Annotated in this window: 18 protein-coding genes and 1 tRNA gene; 6 read left to right on the top strand and 13 right to left on the bottom strand. The window is 61.4% G+C overall.

Going from position 1 to position 25,185, the window contains the following annotated elements; genetic code table 11:
- Positions 1–47: 47 nt before the first annotated feature.
- The 4 genes from JJC00_RS11970 to JJC00_RS11985 all read right to left on the bottom strand — a co-directional run bounded on the left by JJC00_RS11970 (position 48) and on the right by JJC00_RS11985 (position 3,904).
- Positions 48–299 carry an exodeoxyribonuclease VII small subunit gene (locus JJC00_RS11970; RefSeq protein WP_007594646.1) on the bottom strand — a complete coding sequence of 84 codons (252 nt, stop codon included), beginning with the start codon at positions 297–299 and terminating at the stop codon, positions 48–50.
- A gap of 73 nt (positions 300–372) precedes the next feature.
- Positions 373–1,302 (bottom strand): histone deacetylase family protein, encoded by a 930-nt coding sequence (locus JJC00_RS11975; protein WP_200472758.1) that lies wholly within the window; start codon positions 1,300–1,302, stop codon positions 373–375.
- 135 nt (positions 1,303–1,437) lie between these two features.
- On the bottom strand, positions 1,438–3,096 hold the full coding sequence (locus JJC00_RS11980) for a bifunctional metallophosphatase/5'-nucleotidase (protein WP_200472759.1): 1,659 nt from the start codon (positions 3,094–3,096) through the stop codon (positions 1,438–1,440).
- Positions 3,097–3,145: 49 nt separating this feature from the next.
- Positions 3,146–3,904, bottom strand: a complete 759-nt coding sequence (locus tag JJC00_RS11985; protein ID WP_200472760.1) for an enoyl-CoA hydratase-related protein — start codon at positions 3,902–3,904, stop codon at positions 3,146–3,148.
- Between the two features lie 287 nt (positions 3,905–4,191).
- On the opposite strand from JJC00_RS11985, the gene JJC00_RS11990 reads away from it, so the two are divergent.
- Positions 4,192–5,421, top strand: coding sequence for an MFS transporter (locus JJC00_RS11990; protein WP_200472761.1), 1,230 nt, complete (start codon positions 4,192–4,194; stop codon positions 5,419–5,421).
- Positions 5,422–5,571: 150 nt separating this feature from the next.
- Here the strand turns inward: JJC00_RS11990 and JJC00_RS11995 are convergent, their stop codons facing one another.
- Positions 5,572–7,350, bottom strand: a complete 1,779-nt coding sequence (locus tag JJC00_RS11995; protein ID WP_200472762.1) for an acyl-CoA dehydrogenase — start codon at positions 7,348–7,350, stop codon at positions 5,572–5,574.
- Positions 7,351–7,581: 231 nt separating this feature from the next.
- Here JJC00_RS11995 and JJC00_RS12000 point away from each other — a divergent pair.
- Positions 7,582–7,656 (top strand) — tRNA-Gln (locus tag JJC00_RS12000).
- Positions 7,657–8,043: 387 nt separating this feature from the next.
- Here JJC00_RS12000 and JJC00_RS12005 read toward each other — a convergent pair.
- From JJC00_RS12005 to JJC00_RS12020, 4 genes are read right to left on the bottom strand one after another with little or no spacing between them, the layout of a single operon-like run.
- Positions 8,044–9,303, bottom strand: coding sequence for a TIGR02679 family protein (locus tag JJC00_RS12005; RefSeq protein WP_200472763.1), 1,260 nt, complete (start codon positions 9,301–9,303; stop codon positions 8,044–8,046).
- Positions 9,300–13,454, bottom strand: coding sequence for a TIGR02680 family protein (locus tag JJC00_RS12010; RefSeq protein ID WP_246774180.1), 4,155 nt, complete (start codon positions 13,452–13,454; stop codon positions 9,300–9,302). The genes JJC00_RS12005 and JJC00_RS12010 overlap by 4 nt, the downstream gene beginning before the upstream one ends.
- Positions 13,455–13,459: 5 nt before the next feature.
- The gene (locus tag JJC00_RS12015) at positions 13,460–14,752 is read right to left on the bottom strand and encodes a TIGR02678 family protein (RefSeq protein ID WP_200472765.1); all 1,293 of its coding nucleotides are present in this window, start codon (positions 14,750–14,752) and stop codon (positions 13,460–13,462) included.
- A complete protein-coding gene (locus JJC00_RS12020) occupies positions 14,749–16,269 on the bottom strand; it encodes a TIGR02677 family protein (RefSeq protein WP_200472766.1) in 1,521 nt (506 codons plus the stop codon). Before JJC00_RS12020 ends, JJC00_RS12015 begins: the two co-directional genes overlap by 4 nt.
- A gap of 472 nt (positions 16,270–16,741) precedes the next feature.
- On the opposite strand from JJC00_RS12020, the gene JJC00_RS12025 reads away from it, so the two are divergent.
- Together JJC00_RS12025 and JJC00_RS12030 are read left to right on the top strand one after the other, a co-directional pair.
- Positions 16,742–17,014: a helix-turn-helix domain-containing protein gene (locus JJC00_RS12025; RefSeq protein ID WP_200472767.1), complete on the top strand. Its 273-nt coding sequence runs from the start codon at positions 16,742–16,744 to the stop codon at positions 17,012–17,014.
- A complete protein-coding gene (locus JJC00_RS12030) occupies positions 17,014–18,255 on the top strand; it encodes a type II toxin-antitoxin system HipA family toxin (protein WP_200472768.1) in 1,242 nt (413 codons plus the stop codon). Before JJC00_RS12025 ends, JJC00_RS12030 begins: the two co-directional genes overlap by 1 nt.
- 646 nt (positions 18,256–18,901) lie before the next feature.
- On the opposite strand, the gene JJC00_RS12035 is transcribed toward JJC00_RS12030, so the two are convergent.
- Positions 18,902–19,606, bottom strand: a complete 705-nt coding sequence (locus JJC00_RS12035) for a tetratricopeptide repeat protein (RefSeq protein ID WP_200472769.1) — start codon at positions 19,604–19,606, stop codon at positions 18,902–18,904.
- A 451-nt stretch (positions 19,607–20,057) separates the two neighbouring features.
- Complete coding sequence (locus tag JJC00_RS12040) at positions 20,058–20,450, bottom strand: hypothetical protein (protein ID WP_200472770.1); 393 nt, start codon at positions 20,448–20,450, stop codon at positions 20,058–20,060.
- A gap of 526 nt (positions 20,451–20,976) precedes the next feature.
- Here JJC00_RS12040 and JJC00_RS12045 point away from each other — a divergent pair.
- Positions 20,977–22,965 carry a potassium transporter Kup gene (locus JJC00_RS12045; RefSeq protein ID WP_433996501.1) on the top strand — a complete coding sequence of 663 codons (1,989 nt, stop codon included), beginning with the start codon at positions 20,977–20,979 and terminating at the stop codon, positions 22,963–22,965.
- Between the two features lie 78 nt (positions 22,966–23,043).
- Here JJC00_RS12045 and JJC00_RS12050 read toward each other — a convergent pair whose 3' ends face one another.
- Both JJC00_RS12050 and JJC00_RS12055 read right to left on the bottom strand, forming a co-directional pair.
- Complete coding sequence (locus JJC00_RS12050) at positions 23,044–23,805, bottom strand: SURF1 family protein (RefSeq protein WP_200472771.1); 762 nt, start codon at positions 23,803–23,805, stop codon at positions 23,044–23,046.
- A gap of 104 nt (positions 23,806–23,909) precedes the next feature.
- Positions 23,910–24,470, bottom strand: coding sequence for a DUF1269 domain-containing protein (locus JJC00_RS12055; protein WP_156947248.1), 561 nt, complete (start codon positions 24,468–24,470; stop codon positions 23,910–23,912).
- 319 nt (positions 24,471–24,789) lie between these two features.
- Between JJC00_RS12055 and JJC00_RS12060 the strand changes: the two genes are divergently transcribed.
- Positions 24,790–25,119 (top strand): hypothetical protein, encoded by a 330-nt coding sequence (locus JJC00_RS12060; RefSeq protein WP_156947250.1) that lies wholly within the window; start codon positions 24,790–24,792, stop codon positions 25,117–25,119.
- The last annotated feature ends 66 nt before the right edge of the window (positions 25,120–25,185 follow it).

Consider the following 25,185-nt stretch of genomic DNA (forward strand, 5'->3'; position numbering starts at 1 on the left):
TTGCAGGTGGCCGATGCTTGAAACGGGCGGCTTTGGGGCGCCGTGCCTTACTGCACGTCGAGCGGTGCGGTGCCGGTGGCCTGGCCGCTGGCATCGGTGGTGATCTTGTCGACGCGCGCCTCGGCCTGACGCAACAGCTCCTCGCAGCGCCGCTTCAAGGCTTCGCCGCGCTCGTAGATCGTGACGGATTCCTCGAGCGGCACCTTGCCGTCCTCGAGCCGCTTCACGATCGTTTCGAGTTCCTCGATCGCGCGCTCGAAGGTGAGCCGGGAGATGTCGATTTGGGTATTTTCGGCCATATCCGTTTCCGATTGCCCGATTCGCTACTCGTGTAAAACAGCAGAGTTTTGCGGGCTTAATGTGGCGAGTGGGTCAAGCACCCATCAGGGCGCCGACATGCGCCGTAACAGATTCTTTCAGTCCTTGCAGGTCGTAGCCGCCTTCGAGCACAGAAACAACGCGGCCCTCTGCGGATTTGTCGGCTAGGTCCATCAGCTTGCGCGTGACCCAGGAATAGTCTTCCGCGCGCAAATTCAGCGAGGCCAGCGGATCGCGGTAATGCGCGTCGAAGCCCGCTGAGATGATGAGCAACTCGGGGCTGAATTTTTCGAGTTGCGGCAGGATCAAATTCTCGAACGCCGAGCGGAATTCGGGTCCGCCGTCTTCCGAGGCCAGCGGTGCGTTGACGATGGTGTCGTGATCGCCGCGCTCGCCCTTGGCACCGGTGCCTGGAAACAGCGGCATTTGATGCGTCGAGCAATACATCACGGTCGGGTCCGACCAGAAGATGTCCTGGGTGCCGTTGCCGTGATGCACGTCGAAATCGACGATGGCGGCGCGCTTGATGCCGTATTTGCGCTGTGCATGGCGCGCGGCGATCGCGACATTGTCGAAAAAGCAGAAGCCCATCGGCTTGCCGATCTCGGCGTGATGGCCGGGCGGGCGCACCGCGACGAAGGCGTTGCGATGCTCGCCGTTCATCACCGCTTCGGTCGCAGCCACCGCCCCGCCGACGCCGCGCATCACCGCTTCCCACGTGCCCGGGGACATCGACGTGTCGCCATCGATATAGACTTGGCCGCTGGTCGGCGCGATGTGGCGCAGCTCGGTGACGTAGTCCTCGTTGTGGCAGAGCGTCACGAGATCGAGATCGCCCTCCGGCGCGAGATCACGCGCCAGGAACTGGAAGCGCTCAACCGCAAGCGCTTCCTCCACCGCGCGCAGGCGGTCGGGTCTTTCAGGGTGTCCCGGCGGCGTGACGTGGTCGAGGCAGGCCTTGTGGGAAAGGAGAAGCGTGCTCATCAGGTCGGCCTCACTGGGAACGAACTCTCGGCGTCGCTTGACGCATCCGGCGCCAAAACGCAATGCAAAACCCAATCTAGGGGTTCCACCGCGAATGGCAAAGGGCTGTCCCGTTCCGCCCAGGTTTGATCCGGATCAATTCACGCGCAGGATGCGAGTCGGCGGCAGCGGGCCGATCGGACCATGCGCCCTGAAAAACGCAAACAGCGCATCGGCGTCATAGCCGCCATATTGCGGCGAAGCGCCCCGTTTCGCGACCGTGAAGCCGTCGCCGCCGACCGCCAGATAATCGTTGACGGTGACGCGGTAGCCGGTGGCCGGCTCGATCGGCTTGCCATTGAGCGTCATCTTGTCGACGATCACGCGCTCGCCGAACGGCTTTGATGCATCCCAGCTGTAGCTGAACCCGATCGACACCTGGAGGATCCGCGGCCGCTTCGGATCGAGCCATTGCTGCTCCAGCATGTCCTTGAGCTGGCTGCCTGACAGCGTCATGGTGACGAGGCGGTTGCGGAATGGCTGGCTCGCGAACAGCTCGCCGTAAGACACCGCGCCGTTCTCTTTCGGGATGATGTCGGTGCGGATGCCGCCAGGATTGGTGAGCGCGATGACAGCGCTGCCATCCTTGGCGTCTTTGGTGGCGGCAAGCTGTGCATCGGCGATGACGTCGCCGAGCGCGCTTTCGCCGGCGTCGTTCGGGACGCGCGACAGCGTCTGCATCACCGATCCGGCCGGCCGGTTGGCAATCGGCGCCGAGAGCTTGTCATAGGCGTCGATCAGCGCGGTCTGCTCGGGATCCTTGGCGAGCGAGGCGTTGGCGACGATAACGTTCTCGGCCCTGGCGCTGACGATGTCGCGTGTTGCCGGATCGAGCTTGAGGTCGATCGCGGTGACCAGCGTGCCGTATTTGTCGCCGCTGGTCACCAGCCGGCCGTCGATCTGGCAGACATAGGCGCGATGTGTGTGGCCGCTGACAACGACGTCGACGGCGCGGTCGAATTTTTTCACGATGTCGACGATCGGGCCTGTGATTGCGGGGCACTCGTTGTAGTCGCCCGAGGGTTCGCCGCCCTGGTGGATCAGCACCACGATCGCCTCGACACCCCGTGCCCTCAACTGCGGCACAAGCGCGTTCACCGTCTCGGCCTCGTCGCGGAATTCGAGCCCGGCAATGCCTGACGGAGAGACGATGCCGGCGGTCTCCTTCAACGTCAACCCGATGAAGGCGACCGGGATGCCTTCGAACTCCCGGATCTCGTATGGCGGCAACACGCTCTTGCCGGTCGCGGTCTCGATGGTGGAGGCCGCGAGATAGTGGAATTTCGCGCCGGTGAAGGGACGTGGTCCCTGACATCCATCTTCCGGATGGCAGCCGCCGTTCTGCATCCTGAGCAGTTCGGTCTTGCCCTCGTCGAATTCATGGTTGCCGACTGAGGTAATCGCAAGCCCCATCATCGAAAGCGCTTCGACCGACGGCTCGTCGTGAAACATCGCCGACAAAAACGGGCTCGCCCCGATCAGGTCGCCGGCGGCAGCGAGGATGGTGTTCTTGTGTCCCTCGCGGAGCTGCTGCACCAGCGTCGCCATGTACTCGGCGCCGCCGGCGGCGACCATCACCTTCTTGTTCTTGTCCTCGGGGTCATTGATGCGGATGCCGCCCGGCGGCGGACGGAGATTGCCGTGGAAATCGTTGATCGCGAGAATACGCAGCTCGACGGGCGCCACGGTCTGGGCCGCGGCGGGCAGGGCGGCGAGCGCGAGGGCGAAGCTGGTCAGGCGGAGAAGATGTCGCATGGAACAAGATTAGTCATTCCGCGCGAAGATTTCACGAAAGTTCTCTTGCCTACCGCTTCTTCCTGTTCGCAAACGCATTGAATGCGGCCGTCGCCTCGTCCGATTTCAGCCGCTCGCCGAACAGATGGGCTTCCCGGTCGATGCGGCGGGTGAGCTCTTCCGGCGGGGCACGCAGCAGTTTGCGCGAGGTTGCGACGGCTTCGGCCGGTAGCCGGCTGATCTCGCGCGCCACCTTGCGGGCCTCGACCTCGGTATGTCCCGGCGAGACCACGGTGTTGACGAAGCCTGCGGCGTGGGCCTCGGCGGCGGTAAAAGTGCGCCCCATCACCAGCATGGCGAAGGCGCGCTGATAGCCCATCGTGTGCGGCATCAAGAGGCTGGCGGCGCCGACCGGCACGAGCCCGAGATGGATGTAGGGCGCTGAAAATGTCGCAGCATTCGAGGCAAGCACATAGTCGCAGTGGAACAGCATCACCGTGCCCATGCCGATCGAGGCGCCGTCCACGGCCGCAATGATCGGTTTGGCGTTGAGGGTGAGCGAATAGAGAAATTTTGCGCCGTCCGACAATGTTTCCGGGCGCGAGGTGTCGGCGTGCATGAAGTCGTCGATGTCGTCGCCGGCCGTGAACACGCCGGAGCCGCCGGTGATGATCATGCAGCGGATATCGGGATTGTTCTGCGCGGTGTCGATCGCGCGGCTCATCTCGCGATACATGTCCAGGGTGATCGCATTCTTCTTGCTCGGGCGGCGCAGGGTGATGACGCGCGTTCCACGGTCTTCGGTGACGATGATATTGCCGTTCGGCATGAGGACTCCCTGCGGCCGCCGCGGCGCCTGCCATCGGCGAGTCTTGCGAGACTGAGCCTACATGATCCGGCACGCGTGCCAATCCTGCGGTTCAACCATTTCGGCGGTGACGCTCGTAAGCGGTTGCATCACACCCGTCCGATGATGGCGTTCGCCGGGAACCTCGCGGTAGGTGCATCACACATCCTGCGGCGTTTTGCGCATTGCAACAATCAGCTACAATGTTTCATTTGAAAAACCGGTGGTTGTGCGTCACGATCAGCCGTCTCGTTCCATGAGGCCGATACTTGATCGCCGCAACGGGTGCTGATGAATCCTCGCTTCACTACCGTGGCTGGCGCGTGGTGCTGGCCTGCTTCCTGATGGCCTTCTTCATGTTCGGCTTTGGCCTCTACGGCCAGGGCGTCTATCTCGCCGAGCTCCAGCGCGCCCATGGCTGGCCCGGTACGCTGGTGTCCGCGGCCAGCACATTCTCGTTCCTGCTGACCTCCGTCTTCGTCATCTTCACCGACGATCTGCTCGCCCGCATTGGGCTGCGGGGGCTGATCCTGTGCGGGCTGACGGCGCTTGGCGCATCGACCGCGCTGCTGGGACTGATGCAGGCGCCCTGGCAGCTCTATCTTGCCTATGCGCTGATGTCGGTCGGCTGGACCGGCATGGGCTCGGTGGTGATCGCGACGGTGCTGAACGCGTGGTTCGCGCGGCGCCGCGGGCTCGCGCTCAGCCTCGCCTTCAACGGCGCCACATTCGGCGGCATCATCCTCGTTCCGGTCTTGCTGGCGCTGAGCAGCAGCATCGGTTTCCGCTCAGCCATGCTGGCAGCCACCATCGTGATGGTCGTGCTGGTGCTGCCGGTGGTCGTCGTCTTCACCAGCTGGCCGGTCGACGCGTCGCCGAATGCCGCAGATGTCTCTGGCGGCAAGGTGGCGCGTCATTCGCGGAAGGAACTGCTCGCCAACGCGTCATTCTGGACCATGGTGCTGCCGATCGCGATCGCGTTGTTGGCGCAGATGGGATTCATCATCCACCAGGTGACGTTTCTCGAGCCGCTGATCGGCCGCGCCAGTGCAGGCCTCGCCGTCACCATCATGGCGGCGATGGCGGTGGTCGGCCGGCTGTCGCTCGGCCTGTTCGTCGACCGGCTCGATCCGCGGCTTGCCTGCGCGGCGTCGATGACCAGCCAGGCGGCGGCGCTGCTTGTGCTCCTGCAAAGCCAAAGCCCGACCGTGCTGCTCATGTGCTGCGCCGTCTATGGCTTCTCGATCGGCAACATGATCACATTTCCGCCTTTGATCATCCAGCGCGAGATCGGCAGCGCGGCTTTCGCGGCCGCGATGGGGCTGGGGACGTCGATCAGCGGCATCGTCAGCGCCTTCGGCCCGGGCCTCATCGGCCTCGTGCGCAGCGTGAGCGGTGACTACACGATGGCATTTGCCATGTGCGTGGTGCTGGACGTCATCGCTGCCGGCATCGTGCTGTGGCGGCCAGGGAGAGGAGTGAAGACGGTGGCTTCGTAGGGCGGACGTATGGCACGCGCGTACTACATAATCGGTGTCATCGCCCGACTTGATCGGGCGATCGAGTACTCCGAGACCTCTGCGGTTCATTGAGAAGCCGCGGCATACTGGATTCCCCGCCTTCGCGGGGAATGACAGCGAGGAGGGCGCTTACCCCAACAGCACCGCATCCGCTGCTGCGACCGACTCCGCGCTTTCCGTCACCGTGCGCTCGAGCGCGCCGGCCTGTACGGTGATGTTCTCGGCGAAGAAGCGCGCGAGCGAGACGTAGCGTGCGGCCTCGGCGCTGCCGTCGGCCTTGGCGGCGAGCGCCTCGGTGGCCAGCATGCAGCCGCCGAGCGTCGCGCCAAACTGCTGCAAATACGGCGTGGCGCCGGCGAGCGCCTCGTTCGGCGCTGACGTGACGCGGTCCAGCAGCCACTTGCTCGTTCGCGCCAGCGCCTCCAGCGCCTCGCGCAGTTTCACGCCCGTAGTGCCGAAGGCTGGATCGTTCGAGGCTTCGACCTGCTTGACGGTGGCGGACAGCTCGTCGAGCAACGCCCACACCGACGCGCCGCCGTTGGCGGCGAGCTTGCGCGTGACGAGGTCGATCGCCTGGATGCCGTTGGTGCCCTCGTAGATCGCGGTGATGCGCGCATCGCGATAATGCTGCGCTGCGCCGGTCTCCTCGATGAAGCCCATGCCGCCATGCACCTGCACGCCGAGATAGGCGACCTCGTTGCCGATATCGGTGGAATAGCCCTTTGCCATCGGCGTCAGCAGCGCGGCGCGTGCGGCGGCATCGGCGCGCACCTTCGGGTCCTTGGCGCGCGTCGAGACGTCGATCGCGACAGCGGTCGCATAGCAGATGGTGCGCGCGGCCGCGGTCTGCGCCCGCATCCGCATCAGCATGCGCTTGACGTCGGGATGCACGAAGATCGCATCCGACCCGTCGCCCTTCTTGTCGATTGCGCGGCCCTGCCTGCGCTCCTGCGCATAGGCCAGCGCCTGCTGATAAGCGCGATCGGCAACGCCGACGCCCTCCAGGCCGACGCCGAGGCGGGCCTGGTTCATCATCGTGAACATGCAGCGCATGCCCTGGTTCTCTTCGCCGATCAGGAAACCGATCGCGCCGCCATGGTCGCCCATGGTCATGGTGCAGGTCGGCGAAGCGTGCATGCCGAGCTTGTGCTCAACGCCGGAGGCAAAGATGTCGTTGCGCGCGCCGAGCGAGCCGTCGGCATTGACCATGAATTTCGGCACGAGGAAGAGCGAGATCCCCTTGGTGCCGGCCGGCGCATCCGGCAGCCGAGCCAGCACGAAATGCACGATGTTGTCGGTCATGTCGTGCTCGCCATAGGTGATGAAGATCTTCGTCCCCTTGATGCGATAGGTGCCGTCCGCCTGCTTCTCGGCGCGGGTGCGCAGCGCGCCGACGTCGGAGCCGGCCTGTGGCTCGGTGAGCTGCATCGTGCCGGTCCATTCGCCGGAGACGAGCTTTTCGAGATAGATCGTCTTCAGCTCCTCGCTGCCATGCTCCTCCAGCGCCTCCATTGCGGAAGCCGTCAGCAGCGGACAGAGGCCGAAGGCGACGTTGGAGGCGCTCCAGATCTCGGTGCAGGCGGCGTTGATCGCCAGCGGCAGGCCCTGGCCGCCGAAATCCTGCGGCCCCGAAACCGCGTTCCAGCCCCCCTCGGTCCAGCGCTTGTAGGCATCCGGCCAGCCCGGTGCGGTCGTGACCTTGCCGTCGTCGAGCTTGATGCCGTGCTGGTCGCCGACCTTGTTGAGCGGCGCCAGCACGTCGGTCGCGAATTTGCCGGCCTCCTCCAGCACCGCGGACACGATGTCGCCGTCGAAATCGCCGTAATGGCCGGCTTCCACGGCGGCCTTGAGGCCGGCGCCGTGGTTGAGCGACAGCAGCATGTCAGAGATCGGCGCGCGGTAGGTCATGGCTCACTCCCCGAGGACAGGTTTGGCGCCGTATTCCCATGAAACGCGGGAGGTCTCAATGGGCGGGAGGGACGAGGATCGGGCCTATAATAGTGTGTCGCCCGGCCGGCCTCCGGTCTGTGGTATTTTGCCCCTCCAGCGGTTGAAATGCCGCGCCGCTCCCTATAGACCGGCTGCGACCAAGGGGAATCTGCGGATGCCAGTTCTTCCACCGTTCCCTTCGTCGCCTGATGGGGCGTAGCCAAGCGGTAAGGCAGCGGATTTTGATTCCGCCATTCGGAGGTTCGATCCCTCCCGCCCCAGCCAGCACTCAAGTTGCTGAGTTCACGATATAAACAGCTCCATTCCCGCCCAATTTCTTGAGCGCGTTTGGAAATGAAGCTTCCAATGCTCGGTCCCAGAATCGAACAAAGCGGCGTCATGCATTACATCGAGCATATTGGCCTATCTGCGTGGCTTTCATCCGCAACATATACCGCGGGGAGGCCACGCCGACAGGTCTATTCTGCCCGCATGGTACAATTGCGTACTACGGCGTACAAATCGGACAATCCGTCGAAATGATGCATCTCGACTGAGCCCAACTCTAAGATGTTGTCCGTTTTTCACAGCCGGACTGAATACCCAAGAGCGCATGAACTGGCGGACTCGGGAGTTGCGGAGTCTTCTGGATCTGTCACAGGCGCTGGAAGGTTAGCAGTCGCCCAGATCGACGAGCAATGAGGCCGCCAGGCCTTCTTCGGCGATAGAGACTCGATGATGTTGCATAGCCTTCGTCAACGCCGGATCCCAGGCCGCGTCGACCACCTTTCCCGCGAGGGGCGCTGCGATGGCCGAGGCCGCCCGGAGGGCAACCTCGTAATCCTCCGCGCGGAAACGCCACGGTTGCGCGCCGTGTTCCCGCATGACGTGATTGCCGATGCGCAATCCCGGCCAGTCGAAATCGCCATGATATCGAAGTCGCGCGCCAGCGGACGTAAGCTGAGACAGGAGGCATCGCTGCGCGGCGGCCGGCATGCCGTCGGTGCAAACCATCGGTGCGCAGTGGGCGCCCCAGCGGTCGGCAGCGATCGAAAGCAGGTTTGGATTCTCGCAAACGTACACTTCGCGTCCGGCGACGTTCCATGTGGGCGCTGAACGCAGCAATACGCGCAGCGACGCGTAGGCCGGCTCTCCCGGCGGCCTTCCGTAGCTTTCCGTTTCGCTCGTGGGAAGATTCAGGAAGAGGGCTGGGCGTGCCAGTTCATTGACGAGAACACCCACCTTCGCCCAGATGTCGCGGTCCCGTTCTCCGTTTTGCCTTTCTTCGTCCGCGCTCTCCTCCATGGAGTCATCGCAGGCTCGCGGAAAGGCTTGGCGGCAGACAGCCATCACGATGGTCACCGTTGGCCGTCCGCTATCCAGCGCATGGGCGTCGCCCAAGACCTCGGCAGCCAGTTGCGAGCGCGTGATGCCGTTGGCCGGCAGACATTGCAGGACCGCTTCAGCACGGCGACATATTTGGCTCGCGGCCGAAGGCTCTCGTTTGGCGAGGCGTTTGAGCAGGCCCATGCCTGCCGGATTCCCAAGCAATCCGACGAGTCCGGGGTGATTGCAACTCCCGATTACGTCCGACCAAAGGACTTGTGAATGAAACCGCTCGCTGGCGAGGTTGGCAATCGGGCCGTCAAGCCGCTCAAGCGCGTCGCGCAGCGAGGAAGCGATGCCAGAATTCCGGAAGGCCGCGTCGATCTGGCGAACATCGATCCGCAGCGAATTCGCATAGTGCTGCGGACGACCGAGCAGCGACGCCAGCGCAGCGTGCTCCGGCGCCGTCAAATCGCCGATACGAAAACTCTCGACCACGCCATTCAACGGCACGCGTTCGAAGCGCCGACGCAGGCGCTTGCGCAGGGAGGCGAGATGGTTGCCGCCGAGCAGGCGTCGAAGGCGTTCTTCGGCCCCATCGGTCATGCCGGCGCAAACCTGCGGTCGGGATCGGCCTCGCGTACTCTTGCCTTTCCGTCCCAGGTCCAACGCGAAACGAACACTGCATCGATGCCCTCTTGGCGCTGCAACTGGCAGATCGATACGCCAGGCAGTTCGGCGTAGCAGGCCCACTCTCGTTCGCTCGTAATGACGAAATCCAGATCGAACTCCCGGATGAGGCCCATACAATGAGCGCGTGCGGTATCGTCGATGCCGGCAAAAGCTTCGTCGAGTAAAATCAACCTCGGTGCTAGCGCGTAGCTGCCTTGGCTGTAGAAACTGGCGACAGCGGCAAACAACGGCACGGTGAGGCCGAGGGCCCGCTCCCCGCTGGAAGCCGGTCCGGAAAGCTTGCGCCATTGACCGTCTTGCCAGCGTTCGACACGGAATCTGTGCCAGCGTCGATAATCGAGCGCGCGCGAAAGCTGGTCGATCAGGCTACCGCCATCCGCTTCGGCGAGCTCGCGCTCGGCTGCGATGCGCTGCTGCAACATCGCACCGACAACCCGACGGTCCTCGGACGACCACAGGTCCGCGTTGGTATTGAGGAGACGCTTACGCGCAGCCTCGAGGCCGACTGGGGCGCCTTCTTCCTCCGACAGAGGCGGCCACAACAGGCGAAAGCGGACGCCCGTCGATGTTGGCCGACTGTACAGTTCCTTGTTAATCGCGTCGCGCTGCGCCTCCGCTGTCTGCAGCAGACGCTGAATTTCGGAGGCGATCTCGGCTTGAAGATGATTTTCCAGCGCAGCGCGCTCGTTGGCGTTCAACAGTTCGGTGCGCTGGTCGATCTCTGCCTCAAGCCGTGTCGCGAGGCGGTCCGGGCGTTCGGACCGATTCTGGTAGATGACGCTTACGATGAGGCCCCAGTCGCTCTGTTCGGCAAGCACCTGATGGCCGAGCGCACTGAGGGAACGTTGCAGTTCTGTAAAGTCTTCGCCAATCTGCCGCTGGACGCGCGTCCACGCCTCGTCGTCATCCGTCACGCTGGATAGGGCATGTTCGGCACGGCGGGCCAGCGTCAGCGCTGGATCTATCGTCCAGGGGCTACTCGCGTCCGGTACCTCCAGGTCTGGCAATGCGGCCGACAGCAGACCTGCCAAGGTGAATTGCCGGAACTTCGAAATGGCTTGTGCACGCGCTTCGCTGCCGCGCTCAAACGCCGCATTAGCGGTTGCGGACTGCTCATCGGCGACAGCACGCGCCTCGCCGGCCTTCTGCAAGGCCGTCCCTGCCTTCTTCCATCCTGTCTCGCACCGTTCGACGCCGGCACGCGCCTCACTGAGCATCTGCTGCAGTTCCTCGACTCTTGCACCTACTGCTTCGCGCAATACAACAAGCCGGGATGATGCTTCTTCCGCCTCGATCCGAGCCGCATCGCGCTGCTCTTGATGCCTCTTCACGTCGTCAAGCATTTCAGCTTCGCGGGCGCGCTGCCTGTGTAGATCTGCGAGCGCCAGGCGCAGCTCATGGATGGCTTGCGTGAGCCGGATCTGCGAATCCTGATAGTTGTTCAGCGCCGCTTCGATCGCAGGCAACGCAGCAGGTGATATTGGCAAACGCAAATCGATAGCATCGGCGGAAAGCCGTTCACGCTCCCTCCGCAGGTTTTCTTCCGCCTTCCGGTATGGAGCGTCGGCCTCGACCAGCCGGTCGCGGGCAAGTTGGGCGTCGCGGGCAGCAGCGGTGCCGGCGAGATGTGCTTCTCGAAGGAGGTCATCGGGCGGAGCCTGCCGCCATTCGGCGTCTGCCTCGTGCTGATCGCTGGCGAGTTGCCCGGTCTTCGCCTGCAGGGTCGCGAGTTCGTGGCCGATTGACACTAATCTCTCGGCAATTTCGGTCAGCCGCTGCTCGCGGGCGGCGGCGCGAGCGGCGTATCCGATATAGACCGCCGCGGGTTTAACCCAGGCGCCTGCCAGACTGCCAAGGCGGAATTGGCCGTCGGGAACCACCCAGACCTCGCTTTCGACAGGATCATCGTCGCTGCAGGCGATTGCCGCCAACACCTGCTCGACGACATCAGCCGATACGGTGCTGTGGTCCGGCAGGGCAGCCTGCAGCCAATCGGCAAGTGATGCCGGATGCGGTCGCCGCGGCAAGATTTGCGTATCGTGCAGCGCGGTGCCGCCGTCTTTGGTTTGCAGCCGGCCACCGGGCGAAACCCATGCATCGAGCAGGCCAGCAGCTTCCAGCGCAGCTTCGAGGCCGGCGCGCTGCGGGCCGGTCACCGCATCGCGAAAGTCGACCAATTGCCAGAGTGGCGCGCCGGTATGAGCAGCCCTCGCATCGGAGCTTCGCGTGTAAGGTGCGGGGGGCATCGTGTCGATGCCGGCTTCGAGACAGCTACGCGCGTGTTCAAGGGTCTCGCGCTCAACCTCCAGCACCTGGCGTTCGCCGTCGAGCGTGACGCGACGTTGTGCAAGCCGCTGATTGGCTTGCATCGGGGCTGCCTGCAGCAAATGGCGCGTCGGATTATCTCCATCCAGAGTTGTGACCCAGTCGCCCAGGGTTGCCAACGCCGCAAGACAATCGTCGGAGCCGACTTGCAGTTGTTTCAGGCCGGCGAAGTATCGCTCCCAGGCCTCGATAAGATCGGTGCCCTTGCGTTCGACGTCGGCATCCGCCAACTCACGTTGATGCACTGCGGCTTCGACCGCATCCTGTCTATCGTTGCGTGCGCCCAAGCGCTGCGCGTGCTCGACTTCGACGAGCGCCATGTCGGCGTGGCGCTGGCGGAGCAGCGCGATCTGCTCGCGTCGTCCGGTGACCAATTCCCGCAGCGCGACCGATGCGCCGTCGAACGTCTTTTGCGCCAGTTCGACCAGTGCATCGGTCGTGAGCGTTGACAGCGGGTTCTTTGCGTGAAGGCTGGCAATACCCGCCGCTTCGGCATGGACCATGCCGTCCTGGCGCAATCCGGCCATGCTGCGTTCGGCCGCGAGCGCGCGTTGATTGGCGAATTCCGTGTCCTTCGTGCTGCGCTCCGATCGCCTGATCGACTCCTCGAGGGTTGAAGCTGCTCCCTGCGCTGTGCGTCCACGCGCGTCCGCTTCTTTCACGGCCAATTCGAGGCGGTTAGCATCTTCCATCGCCGGGCTGCTACGCAGCGTTTCGAGGCGGGCGCGTTCGCTGGCCAGCGCGACCTCCGTCTCGTGATGCGCGGTCTGGGCTATTGCCTCATCGCTCCTTGCGTTTTCAAGCCGGACTTGAGCCTCGCTGCGCGCTCGGCTGGCGCTGTCGAATTCAGTCTGGGCCTGACGCAGCGCGCGCGCTTGCCGGCGGCTCTGCGTTCCGGCGTAGATGCGATAGCGTTGGTCGAATTGCGCGACCGCCTTGGCCAGCGCCTGGTATTCTTCAAGCTGACGGCGGTCCTCCTCGAGTTGGCCGAGCGCTTCGGCCACATCGCCGAGTAACTCCGGCGCAAGTGGCGGCAAGGCCTCAGTCAGTGCGTTCGAGAGCGCGGTTTCATCCGGCTTCCTCGAAAGTTGCGGCTGCCGCAACTGGATAAGGGTGTCCATCAATGCATCGTAACGCTTGGCGCCGAGGTGAAACAGCCGTTCGTCGACCGCGCGACGATAGCTGGTCGCGGTGTCGAAGACCTGGCCGTGGCTGTGGAGCGCGTCGCGAAGGCGTTCCCTGGTCAATACGACGCGCTGGTCGCTCATCAACCAGATGTCTTGATTGATGCGCTGCGCTTGCTCTGCCTCCTCGATCAGGAAGAACCAGCTTTCCACCTGCGGGCGGGCGGCGACCGCGGAAAGCCCAACTCCGAGCGACAGATATCGCGGCGTGCCGTCTTCGGCGAGGCGACCGAACTCGATCCACGCATAACCATTGCGACGATCATGGCTGTTCATCAGGAGATTCCAGGCCATCCTCTTGCCGCTGTCCCCATCGGGCTCGATGCGCGATGGCTTCACCTGTGCGTCGAGCAGGAAGGGCAGGGTCAACGACAGCACCTTCGACTTGCCGGTGCCGTTATTGCCGCGCAACAGCAAGTGGCCGTCGCGGAACCAGAATTCCTCACTGTCGTAATGAAACAGCTCTATGACCCCGAGCCGTAAGGGTTGCCAGCGCGGCCGCGTTGGAACCGGTAGATTCGGTCTTTCGTGCGGTAGCGAAAGCAAGGCCAACATCGTCTTCATCTGGAAAAGAGAGAGTCGGAGACGGGGATTGGCATGTCCGGTGTTTCCTGGCGGATTTCGGCCTCGCCCAGTGCGAAACGCGCAAGCGCCGGAAGCGGCAGGATGGAGTCGGCGCTCCTGACAATTAGCTGGAGCTTCTCAAGACGCCCTATCGCAACCTTCGCGAGCTCACGTTCGGCGCCTGGTTCACGTGCCGATTTCCGCCAATAGCGACCATATCGGCCCTTGGCGTCACGCAGGAGGTCGACGATATCGTGCTCGCGCTTGACGAAGGGCTGCCTTCGGCCGGCGGTATCGGCCTGCTGCCTATAGTCCGTGGCGAGGTATTCTGCAGCCAGCAATGTCACATGTGCATCGGTGCCTTCGGCAGGCATTGCGATATCCGTTAGCGTGCCTGTTTCATCGACAAGGGCCAGCCCCTCGGCTCGCTGCTCTGCGACCAAACCTGTCGCGTCGCACAGACGGGCGGCCATCGCCCCGCGTTGGTTTATGAAATAGGAGCGGGCCTCCGGGTTCAAGTCTTCAAGGTAAACCGCCGGATCGTCGAGGAGGCGACGCGCGATCCGGTGTCTCAACGCCGTGCGCTGACCCTCGTCGCTGTCCGCGACGTGCTCATCGAGCAGGGTGTGCAACCGCTGGTCCAGTGTGTCGGGCGCCTCTTCGGCGGGCCAGGTCGACGGGCCCCGCACGGCCGCCAGCATGCCGGCGAGCGCTGGCCGATGCACGTCGTAGAGCGCATCTGCCTGATCGCCTCCACCCTGCACGAAGGCATCTTCATCGCCGGCAACACGCTGCAGCACGCCCAGGCTCAACAAGGTACGGCATACCGCTACCAGTTCACGTCGCTCGTGATGGGAGCCAAGCCTGAAGGTGAAGCCGAGTGACGTCAGTCCTGGTTCGGCGGCAAGACCGAGCAATCTTTCTACCAGAATGCGAAGGGTGACTTGGGGGTCGGCGCGTTCGAGCACCGCGCAGGCAAGGCAGAGCAGCACATACTTGCGGCGATCATAGTCGGGCAGGCCGCGAGTGGAGTTGTTGAGATCTGCGGGCCGCTTGTAGAGACGCGCGCCCTCCCGTCCGATCTGCAACGGCCATCCGGTTTCGCGGGTAAACCACTCTTGCAGGGCGTTTGCCTGGCGGCGCACTGCAATAAAGTCTTCATGCATTGGACTCATCAACGGCGTCATCAACAAGGCGCGGAGAGCGCCGCGAAATTCTTCGCGCTGGAACTGGCGCTGTTGCTGGCCGATGCTGCGGCTGTCCCTGGATCTCTGACGACTTGTCTTCATTGCACGTCTTGTGTCGATGTAATTGTGATCACGTGGTCGCGCCCGCCGAAAATGCCCCGCGGTGTATTGATTTCGGCATAACTGTCGGGAGGGAGCGGCTTCAGATGAACGTGCAATGGACCGTCACCTGTCGGCCGTTCTGCCACGGATTCTGGACCAGCCTGTTCGGACAGAGCTTCGCCAAGCAATCCCAGGAACAGGCTGAAGGCGTGTGTGTCGAGTTCGCCCAGGTTGGAGAGATACGTGGGCTGTCCGGTCGCCAGACGCTTGCGAGCCGCCTCGACTTGCTGAGATTCTTGCGCGAGTTCGCGCGCCAGGCGTGTGCGGGCCTCCGTACGATCCCGCACGCGCGGCAGAGGCCCTCTTGGAGCGGCTTCGCCGTATTCGCGCAAGCGAGGGTGAATCACCAAGGGCGGGGCGTCGGCCCAGCGGGTGGTGGCCGGCACGTCAATCCCCGCATCGATGTCGAGCGAAAAATGCCGCGCGGGATTCAGCGCAAAGGCGGCGCGGGCAAGTCGGTGGGCCTCGTTGTCGTCGGCGCAGGCGACAAACCAGCCGGCCAGAACGCGGAAGTCGGCAGAGCGATCGCTGCGGCCGCTCCGCCGTTCGTTGAGTGCCGCGATGGCGGCCAGAAGCTGCGGAATGGCCGATCGTGCCCTCGCTCGCAACAACTCGGCTTGCGATGGTTCGTGGCTGGAGCGGAAGAACCAGCCACGCAGCCCCCTCCAGCGCTCGCGCCATCCCTCCCGGTAACGGGTTTGCGCGTCGATCTGATCCTGGATCTCGCCTGGAGCGGCATCGCGCCCTTCGCGCGCGGCGACCTGTTGCAGCATCGCATCGATCCTCGGCTCCAGAGCATCGATCAAGCCGGCGATAGTGTCGGACCGGCGCACCAGATCGCCGATGAAGCGCTCCAGATAATCGATGAGTTGTCGCTTGTAGTTTAGCACTGCACCGGCCTGTGCCTGCTGCAGCTCAATGCTCCGTGCAACGCCGGCCATGAACGCCTGTGCATTCTCGGCAAGGCCTTCGAAAACGCGGACGAGATCTCGAAGCGTTTCATGGACCTTGGCCACATCCGGCTCGGTCTCGGCAGCCAGCGCCCGCAGAGCTTCGAGCCGGCTCGCGATGTCTTCGAGGGCTATGCTTTGCAGTTCGGCGCGACGTTCTAGGGTCTGCACGAAAAGCGCCAGCGCCGATTCTACGGCTTCACCGCCTTGCGAGAGCCGATAGAGATAGCGAGCACGGTAGAAATCACTGAGACTGGACACCCGCGCAGTGTCAGGATGCGACTCCAGATTGCCCCAGACCGTGAGCTGGGTCAGCGCGGCATTGACTTCTTCAATCTCAGGGAGCTTGGCTGGCCATCGAGCTTCGGCAAGCACTTCGTCCGGTCTTAGCTGCAGCCGGTACTGCCGCTTGGCTGCGGCGAAAACGTCCATGATGCAGCGATAAAAGTAGGCCTTTTCGGCGCTGACGTGCCTGAAAAGTTCGGCCGAATCGCTTACGGCTTGCATGGGCAGCCTTCTCGATATTCCGACGGAGATCCGCAACCTGCGCGATAGGCTAGTCTATTTTCCCACACGCTGCAGCCTGCGGTGCTATCTCGGTCCTCGAAATACACCTGATTTATAGAATCCCAGATAGCCATTGGTTGTCGTTCGGTGTCCTGTCACGAGCGGCGATGGTGAGATCCTTCGTCGGCATCGCGGCGGTGGCCATGCGGCGCGGCTCGTCGAATGACAACGGTTGTCGCTGTGAGGGCAGCACGGAGCGTCCGTCGCGGGCGAGATCGGTTGGCTGGCTTGAATCTGTTCCCTATTGGTTCTATTTAGTCAATGTCTTCACCGGCCAATATCTTGCCAACTCCAGATCTGCCTACTTAAAGAGACGTTCCTGCCAATATTTGATAAACTAACTTCTATACAAGGCATTGCGCCAGGCTCGTTGTGACAATTATAATAGGCAAATGCGGTCGAAATCGGAGAGATGAGTATTATAGGCTGCAATATGGACCTTATGGAACTCGGTGAGCGTGTTAAGGCGGCCCGTAAATCCAAGGGATGGTCGCAGACCAAGCTGGCGCAAACTGCGGGCATCAGTCGCGCACGCCTGGAGGCGCTTGAGAATGCCCGCCTTGCGGAAATGGGCATCAAAAATCTGCTTCGTATCTTGAATGCGTTGGATCTCGACCTGAGGTTGACGCAGCTTAATCGCGGTCGCCCGACACTTGAGGATCTGGCAGCGGAGGAGGCTCGCTAATGCTCCGGGTCTGGACAGATCAGCAGTCCGCTGGACATTTGGACCGCCATGGACCGCGAGGGACAGCTTTCGTCTACGAGCCGAAAGTGGCAGCCGAACGTGCAGTCTCGATCACGATGCCAGTGCGGACGGCATCTTGGAATATGCAACACAGTCTTGCGCCGATATTCGACATGAATCTCCCGGAGGGGGCGCTCCGGGCGTACCTTGTGCGCAGTTTTGCCAAGGCGACCGGAACGTTTGATGATTTCGATTTGCTGGCGGTTGTTGGACGAAGCCAGATCGGGCGCATCCGTTACTCTGATCTCGATGCCGAGCTAAATGAGGACGTTCCATTCCAATCCATCGACGAGATCCTCAGTGCAAAGCGCGGTGGCGAGCTGTTCGCTTATCTTCTTGAGAAGTTCGCGGTCCATTCAGGGCTTTCGGGCATCCAGCCGAAGGTAATGATCCGCGCTGTCGAGGACGCGGGAACAGGTGCAGGTGATCGCCAATCCCAGAGCTTCCGCAGCGCTACGCACATCGTAAAGTTCTGGGACCCGAACGAATATCCCGAACTGGCTGCCAACGAATATTTCTGCCTGTCGGCCGCAAGGGCCGTGGGATTGACCGTTCCGGATTTCCAGCTCTCAGACAACGGTACCGCCATCGTTTTGAAGCGTTTCGATCTGCGGCTTGATGGCACTTATCTGGGCTACGAGGACTTTTGCGTCCTCAACGGTGTACCCACTACCGAGAAATATAACGGTGGCTACGAAACACGCTTATTCAAGCGCGCCCGCGATTTCATTGATCCGGCCGGACAGCGCAACGCGCTAGAGGATATGTTCAAGCTGTTCGTCCTCAATTGCGCTCTTCGCAATGGTGACGCACATCTGAAGAACTTCGGCGTCATCTATGAAGATGTCACTGGTCCCGCACGTCTTGCGCCGGTGTATGATCTCGTCAGCACGGTGCCCTATTTGCCGAAGGACGGCATGGCGCTTACATTGAATGGCTCGACCAAATGGCCAGACCGCAAAGCGTTGGTGCGTCTTGGTCAAACCCGCTGCGATCTCTCCCTGCCGGCGATCAACAAGGTCATTGAGCAAGCCGCTGATGTTCTGGCGAAGTTGGCACCGGAGATGACGAAGTATTTCGGCGAGAATTCTGCTCATCGCGAGATCGGAGATAGACTTCTGGCGGCTTGGCAGACGGGCATTCGCGAGAGTCTTGGCTTTTCGAGTGTCGCACTCGGATAGCAAGACGCTTTGCAACGTCGGCGCAGATGCGGCACCGTCTCAGGGGCATATGCCTGAAAGTGCTGTTTTCATTTGGAAACGGCTGCCAAGCTATTGAAACTACTAACAGCCCATTTTTCGCATTTTTTCCAAACGCCTCTTGAAATCATTGAATAATCAAACTGATTTTGATTCCGCCATTCGGAGGTTCGATCCCTCCCGCCCCAGCCAGCACTCAAGTTGCTGAGTTCACGACATAAACAGCTCTACTCCCGCGAAATTCTTGGACGCGCTCGGAATAGAGCTTGTGAAGCGCGGTGCAGAATCGAACTAAACTGCTTTGTGTTTCACGCAGTCCATTGCCTTATCTCCATAGCTTTGATCCCAACATAAACCGCGGAGACGGCTCGGGGCAGGGCCCGTTACGCCCTCATCGTAAAATAGGGTATTCCAGCGAGCAAATCGGACGACCAATGCGCGCGAAGCATGCCATTTCACCCGTGGCTTTTGCGGAATGAGCCGCATGGAATGAGACGGATTTCCTACCTCGCCCTGGGCACGCGCCGTCCGTGCAGAAATCCTTTGCTCTCTTTGGCATTAGACGGGTTCGGCCAGCTCCTGCTCGAGCTGAGCACGGAGCTGTGTCCCGGAGATGTTGTCCGACTCTTCAATTCACTGTCGGTGATTTGACCCGAGGCGTCTGTTTCTTGACGGCGTCGAGGATTTCCCGCGCGCGGATTATTGCGCCTTTCTGATCGACAGCATTCAAGTCACGGACTGACACATCCCGATCACGTTGTGCGAAAGCGCTCCCTTCCAGCGTGGCCACTTCTGACCAGGCATAGGCCTGGGTTTGATCGGCGGGCGCTCCAATGCCATCACGATACATTTGGCCCAGCAACATCGCGGCCTGAGGTTCGCCGCGATAGGCCGCCTTTTCCAGGTAGGATCTGGCCTTCTCGAAGTCCGGCAACACAAGGTTCCCATGCAGATATAGCTCTCCGAGCCGAAGCTCAGCCGGAGCGACGTCTTGGGCTGCGGCTCTGGTGTAGAACTCGATGGCCTTGGCCGGATCGCGCGCCACGCCAAGACCAAGTTCATTAAGATGCCCTATCCAATACTCGGCGACTGGATCATTCTTTTTCGCGAGACCATCGAACAACTGCACTGCTGCCCGATAATCACCAGCGTTTGCATCATGCTCCGCCTGCGCCAGTTGATATGGTGGTGCCATGTCCCAGTTTCGCCAGCGGAATTCCTGCGCCGCAATTCCAATTAGCAATCCAATAGCCACATAGCCGAGAAAGCCAGGAAATGGTGGCTTGTTGAGGGGCTGTAGGGCTTTCGGTTGGGCAAGTTCTCCGAGCGGCACTGGGAATTCCCTTTTGCGCGGTTGTATTGCCGAAGCCTGCCTCGCCGTGCGATCGATAGCAGGAGCCAAAAAAGAGCTTTAGCTATGATTTGTTAAGGACCGTATCCCATCCGTCCCTCACGCCAAGCGATACGCCCATCCTTTTGCTCATCTCTGTACATTGATCAGACTATCGATCATCGTCGGAGATGAATGTGTGGGGATTGCCCACATTTGATTGATCTTGGCTCCGGTTCGCGTCCCGTGTCGTTCGCGTTCGTCAAACCGCTCATCGACGAATTGACACCGATTCACCAGCTCTCCAATCACTCTGCGGCCCCATTCCGCAGCCGCGCCTGCCAACGGGCGCCGCTAGCTCTTGCGGGGCGGCTGATTTTCGCGAGATCAAGTGTCCGTCGATCAGAGTGCTTCCAGCTACGCTGGCAACCGTGCCCCGGACGCGGGGAGGTCGCTATTGAATCGCGAGTGCCTCGATCTGCTGCGAGTAGCGCATTAGGCGGTCCTTCTTCTCATCGTCCCCCAACGAAGCGTTCTGCGCAACAATCGGACAATAGGCCGTGACCATGTAGTTGACGATCTCGTTGAAGCCAGCTTTGGGATACTTGGACTTAAGCTCCAAAATCGTGGCCATAGCGGTGTTGCCTGTCTCATCGCCCTCCAATTCTCTCGTTAGCTGCGCTATCTGGGTCTGAGTTTCCTTGATCGCCGAGCTGCTGGTACGTCCATGTGCGACTGGACACTCAAAGGCAGCTGCCGGCGCTGATGCTGCCATAAAGATGGCCAGGCATGTGCCGGCGAAACCCAACGAAAGTTTGCCGGATCCCAAGGAGAATACAGGTTGCACGTTTCCCTCGCAGTGGTTGTACGCAGGCATGTGACGGGCCCTGCCCACAATGCCAGAGCTCTAAAGCAGCGATCAAAGGCGCGGCCAGGTTGATCCGCTATCTTCAACACACCGAGTTGCGACGCTTGCTCGGGATTGCTCTGACTGCCGCGTTGTTGCTGGAGATGGTGCGGTGTGGGCAGGAGCCATTGCCTCTGATAGAACGAGCGCAAGATCACGCGGACAAAGGCAACAATCGCAAAACTCTACTTTGCGGAGACTGCTACGCTCGATGCGCTTGGTTCGCATAAGCCCCGAAAACCAGGCGCGCTGCGGCCGTCCCTTCGCCCCGACGGCCACTTCCCTTCGTGCCCCGAAAGCGCGAAGCGAAGCGTCGGGTTGTCTGGCGCAATGCGATCCGCGGGCAGCGATGAGAAAGTCAGAGAGGCTCGGTCATTCCGAAAACATGCCGGCCCGTCGCCGTTCAATTCGGAAGCCGAACTGGCTCTGTGACGCTGAGCATGGCGCAACCACCAAGCACCACTTGATGGACGATCACCGCGACTCGGCACGTTTGTTGCCGTGCAGCGACCTGGAGGGCCGGAAGGAGCCGAGAAGTTTGTCTGATCCAAACGGAAGTTGCATGCGCAGAGACTGGGCACCAGTGACCAGCGATAGAGGGCAGCTCGGCGCACGAGGCGCACTTCGCGTGCTCAGTCTCTCCGCGCTTGGAGTCGTGTTCGGCGATATTGGAACCAGTCCGCTCTACACCTTCAAGACCATTCTCGGCACGGCCGAGCCGTCTCCCTACGTCGTGCTCGGTGCGCTTTCGCTGGTGCTCTGGACGCTCTTCATCATCACCACCGTCAAATATGTTCTGTTTGCCATGCGCTTCGACAATGGCGGCGAGGGCGGCATTCTCGCACTGATGGCGCTGATCGGCGTGAAGAAACGACACCGACCGGCCATCGTGGCCATCGGCTTGTTGGGGGCAGCGCTGATCTATGGCGATGGCACGATCACGCCGGCGATTTCGGTGCTGTCGGCGCTGGAAGGGCTGAACATGGTGACGCCGGCGCTTCAGCCCTATGTCGTTCCGGCGGCCGTGGCGATCCTGCTCGCACTTTTTGCTATCCAGTCGCATGGCACGGCGACCATCGGCCAACTGTTCGGCCCCGTGATGCTGATCTGGTTCATGACCATGGCCGTGATGGGAATCTTCGGCATCGCGAGCCATCCGGCGGTGTTTGCCGCGCTGAATCCGGTCTACGGCCTGTCGTATTTGTTCTCGAACGGTACGACCGGCTTTCTCGTGCTAGGCGCTGTATTTCTCTACGTGACGGGTGCCGAAGCGCTTTATGCCGATATTGGCCATTTTGGCAGCGGACCGATCAGGTTTGCCTGGTTCGCGATCGTGTTTCCAAGCCTGATCCTGAACTATGCTGGGCAGGCCGCTCTCGTGCTCGACGGCGCGCCGACCGATGGCAATATTTTCTTCAGGCTGTGCCCTGAGATTTTGCTGCTGCCGCTGATACTGCTCGCGACCATCGCAACCATCATTGCCAGCCAATCGATCATCACCGGAGCTTTCTCGATGACGCGACAGGCGATCCAGCTTGGTTGGCTGCCGAGATTGCTGATCAAGCAGACCTCGTCACAGGGCTTTGGGCAGATCTACATCGGCGTGGTCAACTGGCTGCTGATGATCGTGACAGTCGGGTTGACCATCGGGTTTGGAAAATCTGAGAATCTGGCGGCCGCTTACGGCATCGCGGTGTCGCTGACGATGCTGTCGACGTCTGCCCTGCTTTTCATTGCGATGCGCGAGATCTGGAGTTGGAGCATGCTGGCGGCCGGTTCGGTCGCCGGCTGCTTTTTTGTCGTTGACTGCACTTTCTTCCTCGCCAATCTCGTCAAGATCGCCTCGGGCGGCTACGTGCCGTTGATCTTTGCTTTGGCGGCTTACGGTATTATGTGGATCTGGCATCGCGGCGCCGCCGCGGTTTCACAGCGACTACATGACGCGCTCATTCCGGTCCCGGAGTTCATGGCACAGATTGCTGCAAGGAAAGTGCCCAGAGTGCCGGGCACCGCCGTGTTTCTGACTCGGACCGAACGCGATACGCCGCCGGTGATGGCGTGGCATGACAAGCATAACCGCGCCTTGCACGAGCACGTTCTCGTGCTGCGCCTCAAGGTGCTGTCGGTACCCTGGGTGTCCATCACGAACCGGATCAGAATCGAGCAAAGTGCGCCCAACTTCTGGCGCGCCGAAGTCCGTTACGGTTTCATGGAACGGCCGCATTTCGCCGAACTGCTCGCCCAGAGCAAGGTACTGGGATGCACCGTCGATTTCTCGGACGTGACCTACTACGTCGGGCACGAGACGGTGATCCGGCGCGTGGACGGCAAGGGCCTGCCGGCTTGGCAAGAGCGGGTTTTCGCGCTCATGGAGCGCAATGCGCAGCATGTAGGCGAGTTCTTCGACCTTCCTAATGACCAGGTGGTCGAGATCGGACGCCAAATTGCGATCTAGATGTCAGTCCGGGTAGCACGTGATCAGGAGTCGCAGCCGAGATGAAACGAGCCCAATACCATCCGACAGGCGCATCGTTCATAGAGGTCGACGGCTCCGACGGCTGCGCAGCGAGACCACAAACGCCAACAGCACTAAAGCTGCAAGCGAAAGCCAGATGATCGCATATCGCAGGTGATGGTCGACCAGATGGACCCGAAGCGGTCCGGGCTTCGGGACGCCGCTCGCCGGCACCGGCGCTTCCAAATCGATGTAGAATGGTGCGACCTCCCCCCAGCCGAGCGCCTGTGCCATTGCGAGGTGATCGCGGCTGAACCACAGGCGAGTATCGCGCTCTACGTCTGGCGTGAACGCGCCGGCCCGCTCTGGAAAACGAATGTAGCCGGTCATCATGACGGGCTTGTTGGTAATGAGGTGGGCCACCGCGCGATCCTGTTGGTCGCGGTCCTGAGTCGCGTTCGGGACGAACCCCGCGTTGATCGCCACGATTTGGCCGGTTGACAGGCGGGCGGGAAGAAAGGCCCATGTGCCGCGACCCGCAATATCGGCGCGCTCGGCGGAGGCAGAGCTGTAAACCATTGCATCCAGACGGGACTCATAGGTTGCCGTAAAGCTGACGCGTCGCAATTGGTCGGTCTCCGCCGCCAGCGCGTGCCACTGCGACGGATCGGGCAAAGGCACGGGCGCTGCGCGAACGCGTTCACCGAGGGCCGCAAGGAGCGCGTGCTCCTCGATCCGATGCTGAAGTTGCCAGATCCCCAAGCCGGCAAACAGCACCACTATCGCCACCATTAGAGTAGCGAAGCCGCCGGTCTCGTGTTGCCCAACTTTGTCAGACATCGTAAGTCGCCAAGAGCGTCAAGACCGAGTAATCCTTGTCCTCGTGGGAAACTAAACCGATCCGGTCCGCGAAACCTTCGCGAAATGGCGAAGGTTCAATGGTGTCATACAGCCGCGTGTGCGGAATGATCGGCAGGAGGCGGCTCAGGCAAGTCTTCGTGTACGTCGACACGTGAGGGATTGCTGGTGTCGAGGATAGCTTTCGCCCGTGCCATCTCTTCGGCCGTGCCATGGGCCATGACCAGAAATCCGTCCGCCTTCACAGCCGTCTCGTAATTGAGTACGCTGTCTTTCGGAATCCCGATGCTGTAAAGCGCGGCTCCCAGCGCGCTCACACCTCCAACTACGATCGCGCTCTCGATGCCAGACAGGATCACAGCGGCGAGGTATCCAAGGACAACGACGGGCCCCACCCCGCTGACGGTCACGAAGATGCCGCCAAAGAGCAAACCCCACAGACCGCCCCAGAATGTGCCGTACTTGCCCCAGAATCTGACGCGATCGCCTGTGTTATAAAATCCAATGATCTTTTCCTCACTGTGATAGCCCTTGCCGACCAGAGTGAGTTTCTTCAAGTCGAAACCGCCTTCGGCCAGTTTCTTTGTGGCCGCCTCTGCACCCTGATGATCGGTGAAGACGGCAACGATGGCATCGTTATCAGGCATCTCTTTCATCCTTCCAGCTGGTTGGCTTCGTCGTCGGTGGAAGAAGCTTATGGAATGAAAGCGAGAAGCTGAATGATCCAGAGGTTCGTCCACGTGGTATCTTTGTATCGGGGCTCGAAACGAAGGTAGCTCTTCGGGGTCAGGGACGTTAAACAAAGTCCCAACGTTTGAGCATCGAAGGCGGGCGCGCGAGCGGTCAACGACACTAGTCGAAAATTGCGATCGCTTGTGAGCGTTTGCGTCAAAAACCGTCCGCAAACTTGCAGCTCTGCGCTGTCAAACCACTTGAGCTCGGGGGGCGCATCAAAGGAGCAAATACATGCGAACCGCTTTTGTAGTCGTCGCCGCCGCGTTGATGGCAGCTTCCGCAGCCTCTGCGCAGAGCGCAAATTCGAGTAGCACACCGCCCTCCGGTTCAGGATCGCAGCAGAGCTCGATGCAGAATCAGGCGCCGATTGGCACCAAGATCCAGAATAATCTGCAGGCAGCCGGCTTTACCAACATACAAATCATGCCGAGTTCGTTTCTGGTGCGCGCCAAAGACCAGGATGGCAATCCTGTGATGATGGTCGTGAATCCGGATTCGGTAACGGCCATTACCGAGGTCGATCAAACTACAGGGGCGGGAGGCCAAGCTTCCAAACCGTAGACCTCTTTCGACCCGAGCAACGCCGGCTGCAAGACGAAGGGCTTGAATCTAACGCCTATCTCTTTG

It is taken from the genome of Bradyrhizobium diazoefficiens, from assembly GCF_016616885.1.
Taxonomy (GTDB): domain Bacteria; phylum Pseudomonadota; class Alphaproteobacteria; order Rhizobiales; family Xanthobacteraceae; genus Bradyrhizobium; species Bradyrhizobium diazoefficiens_F.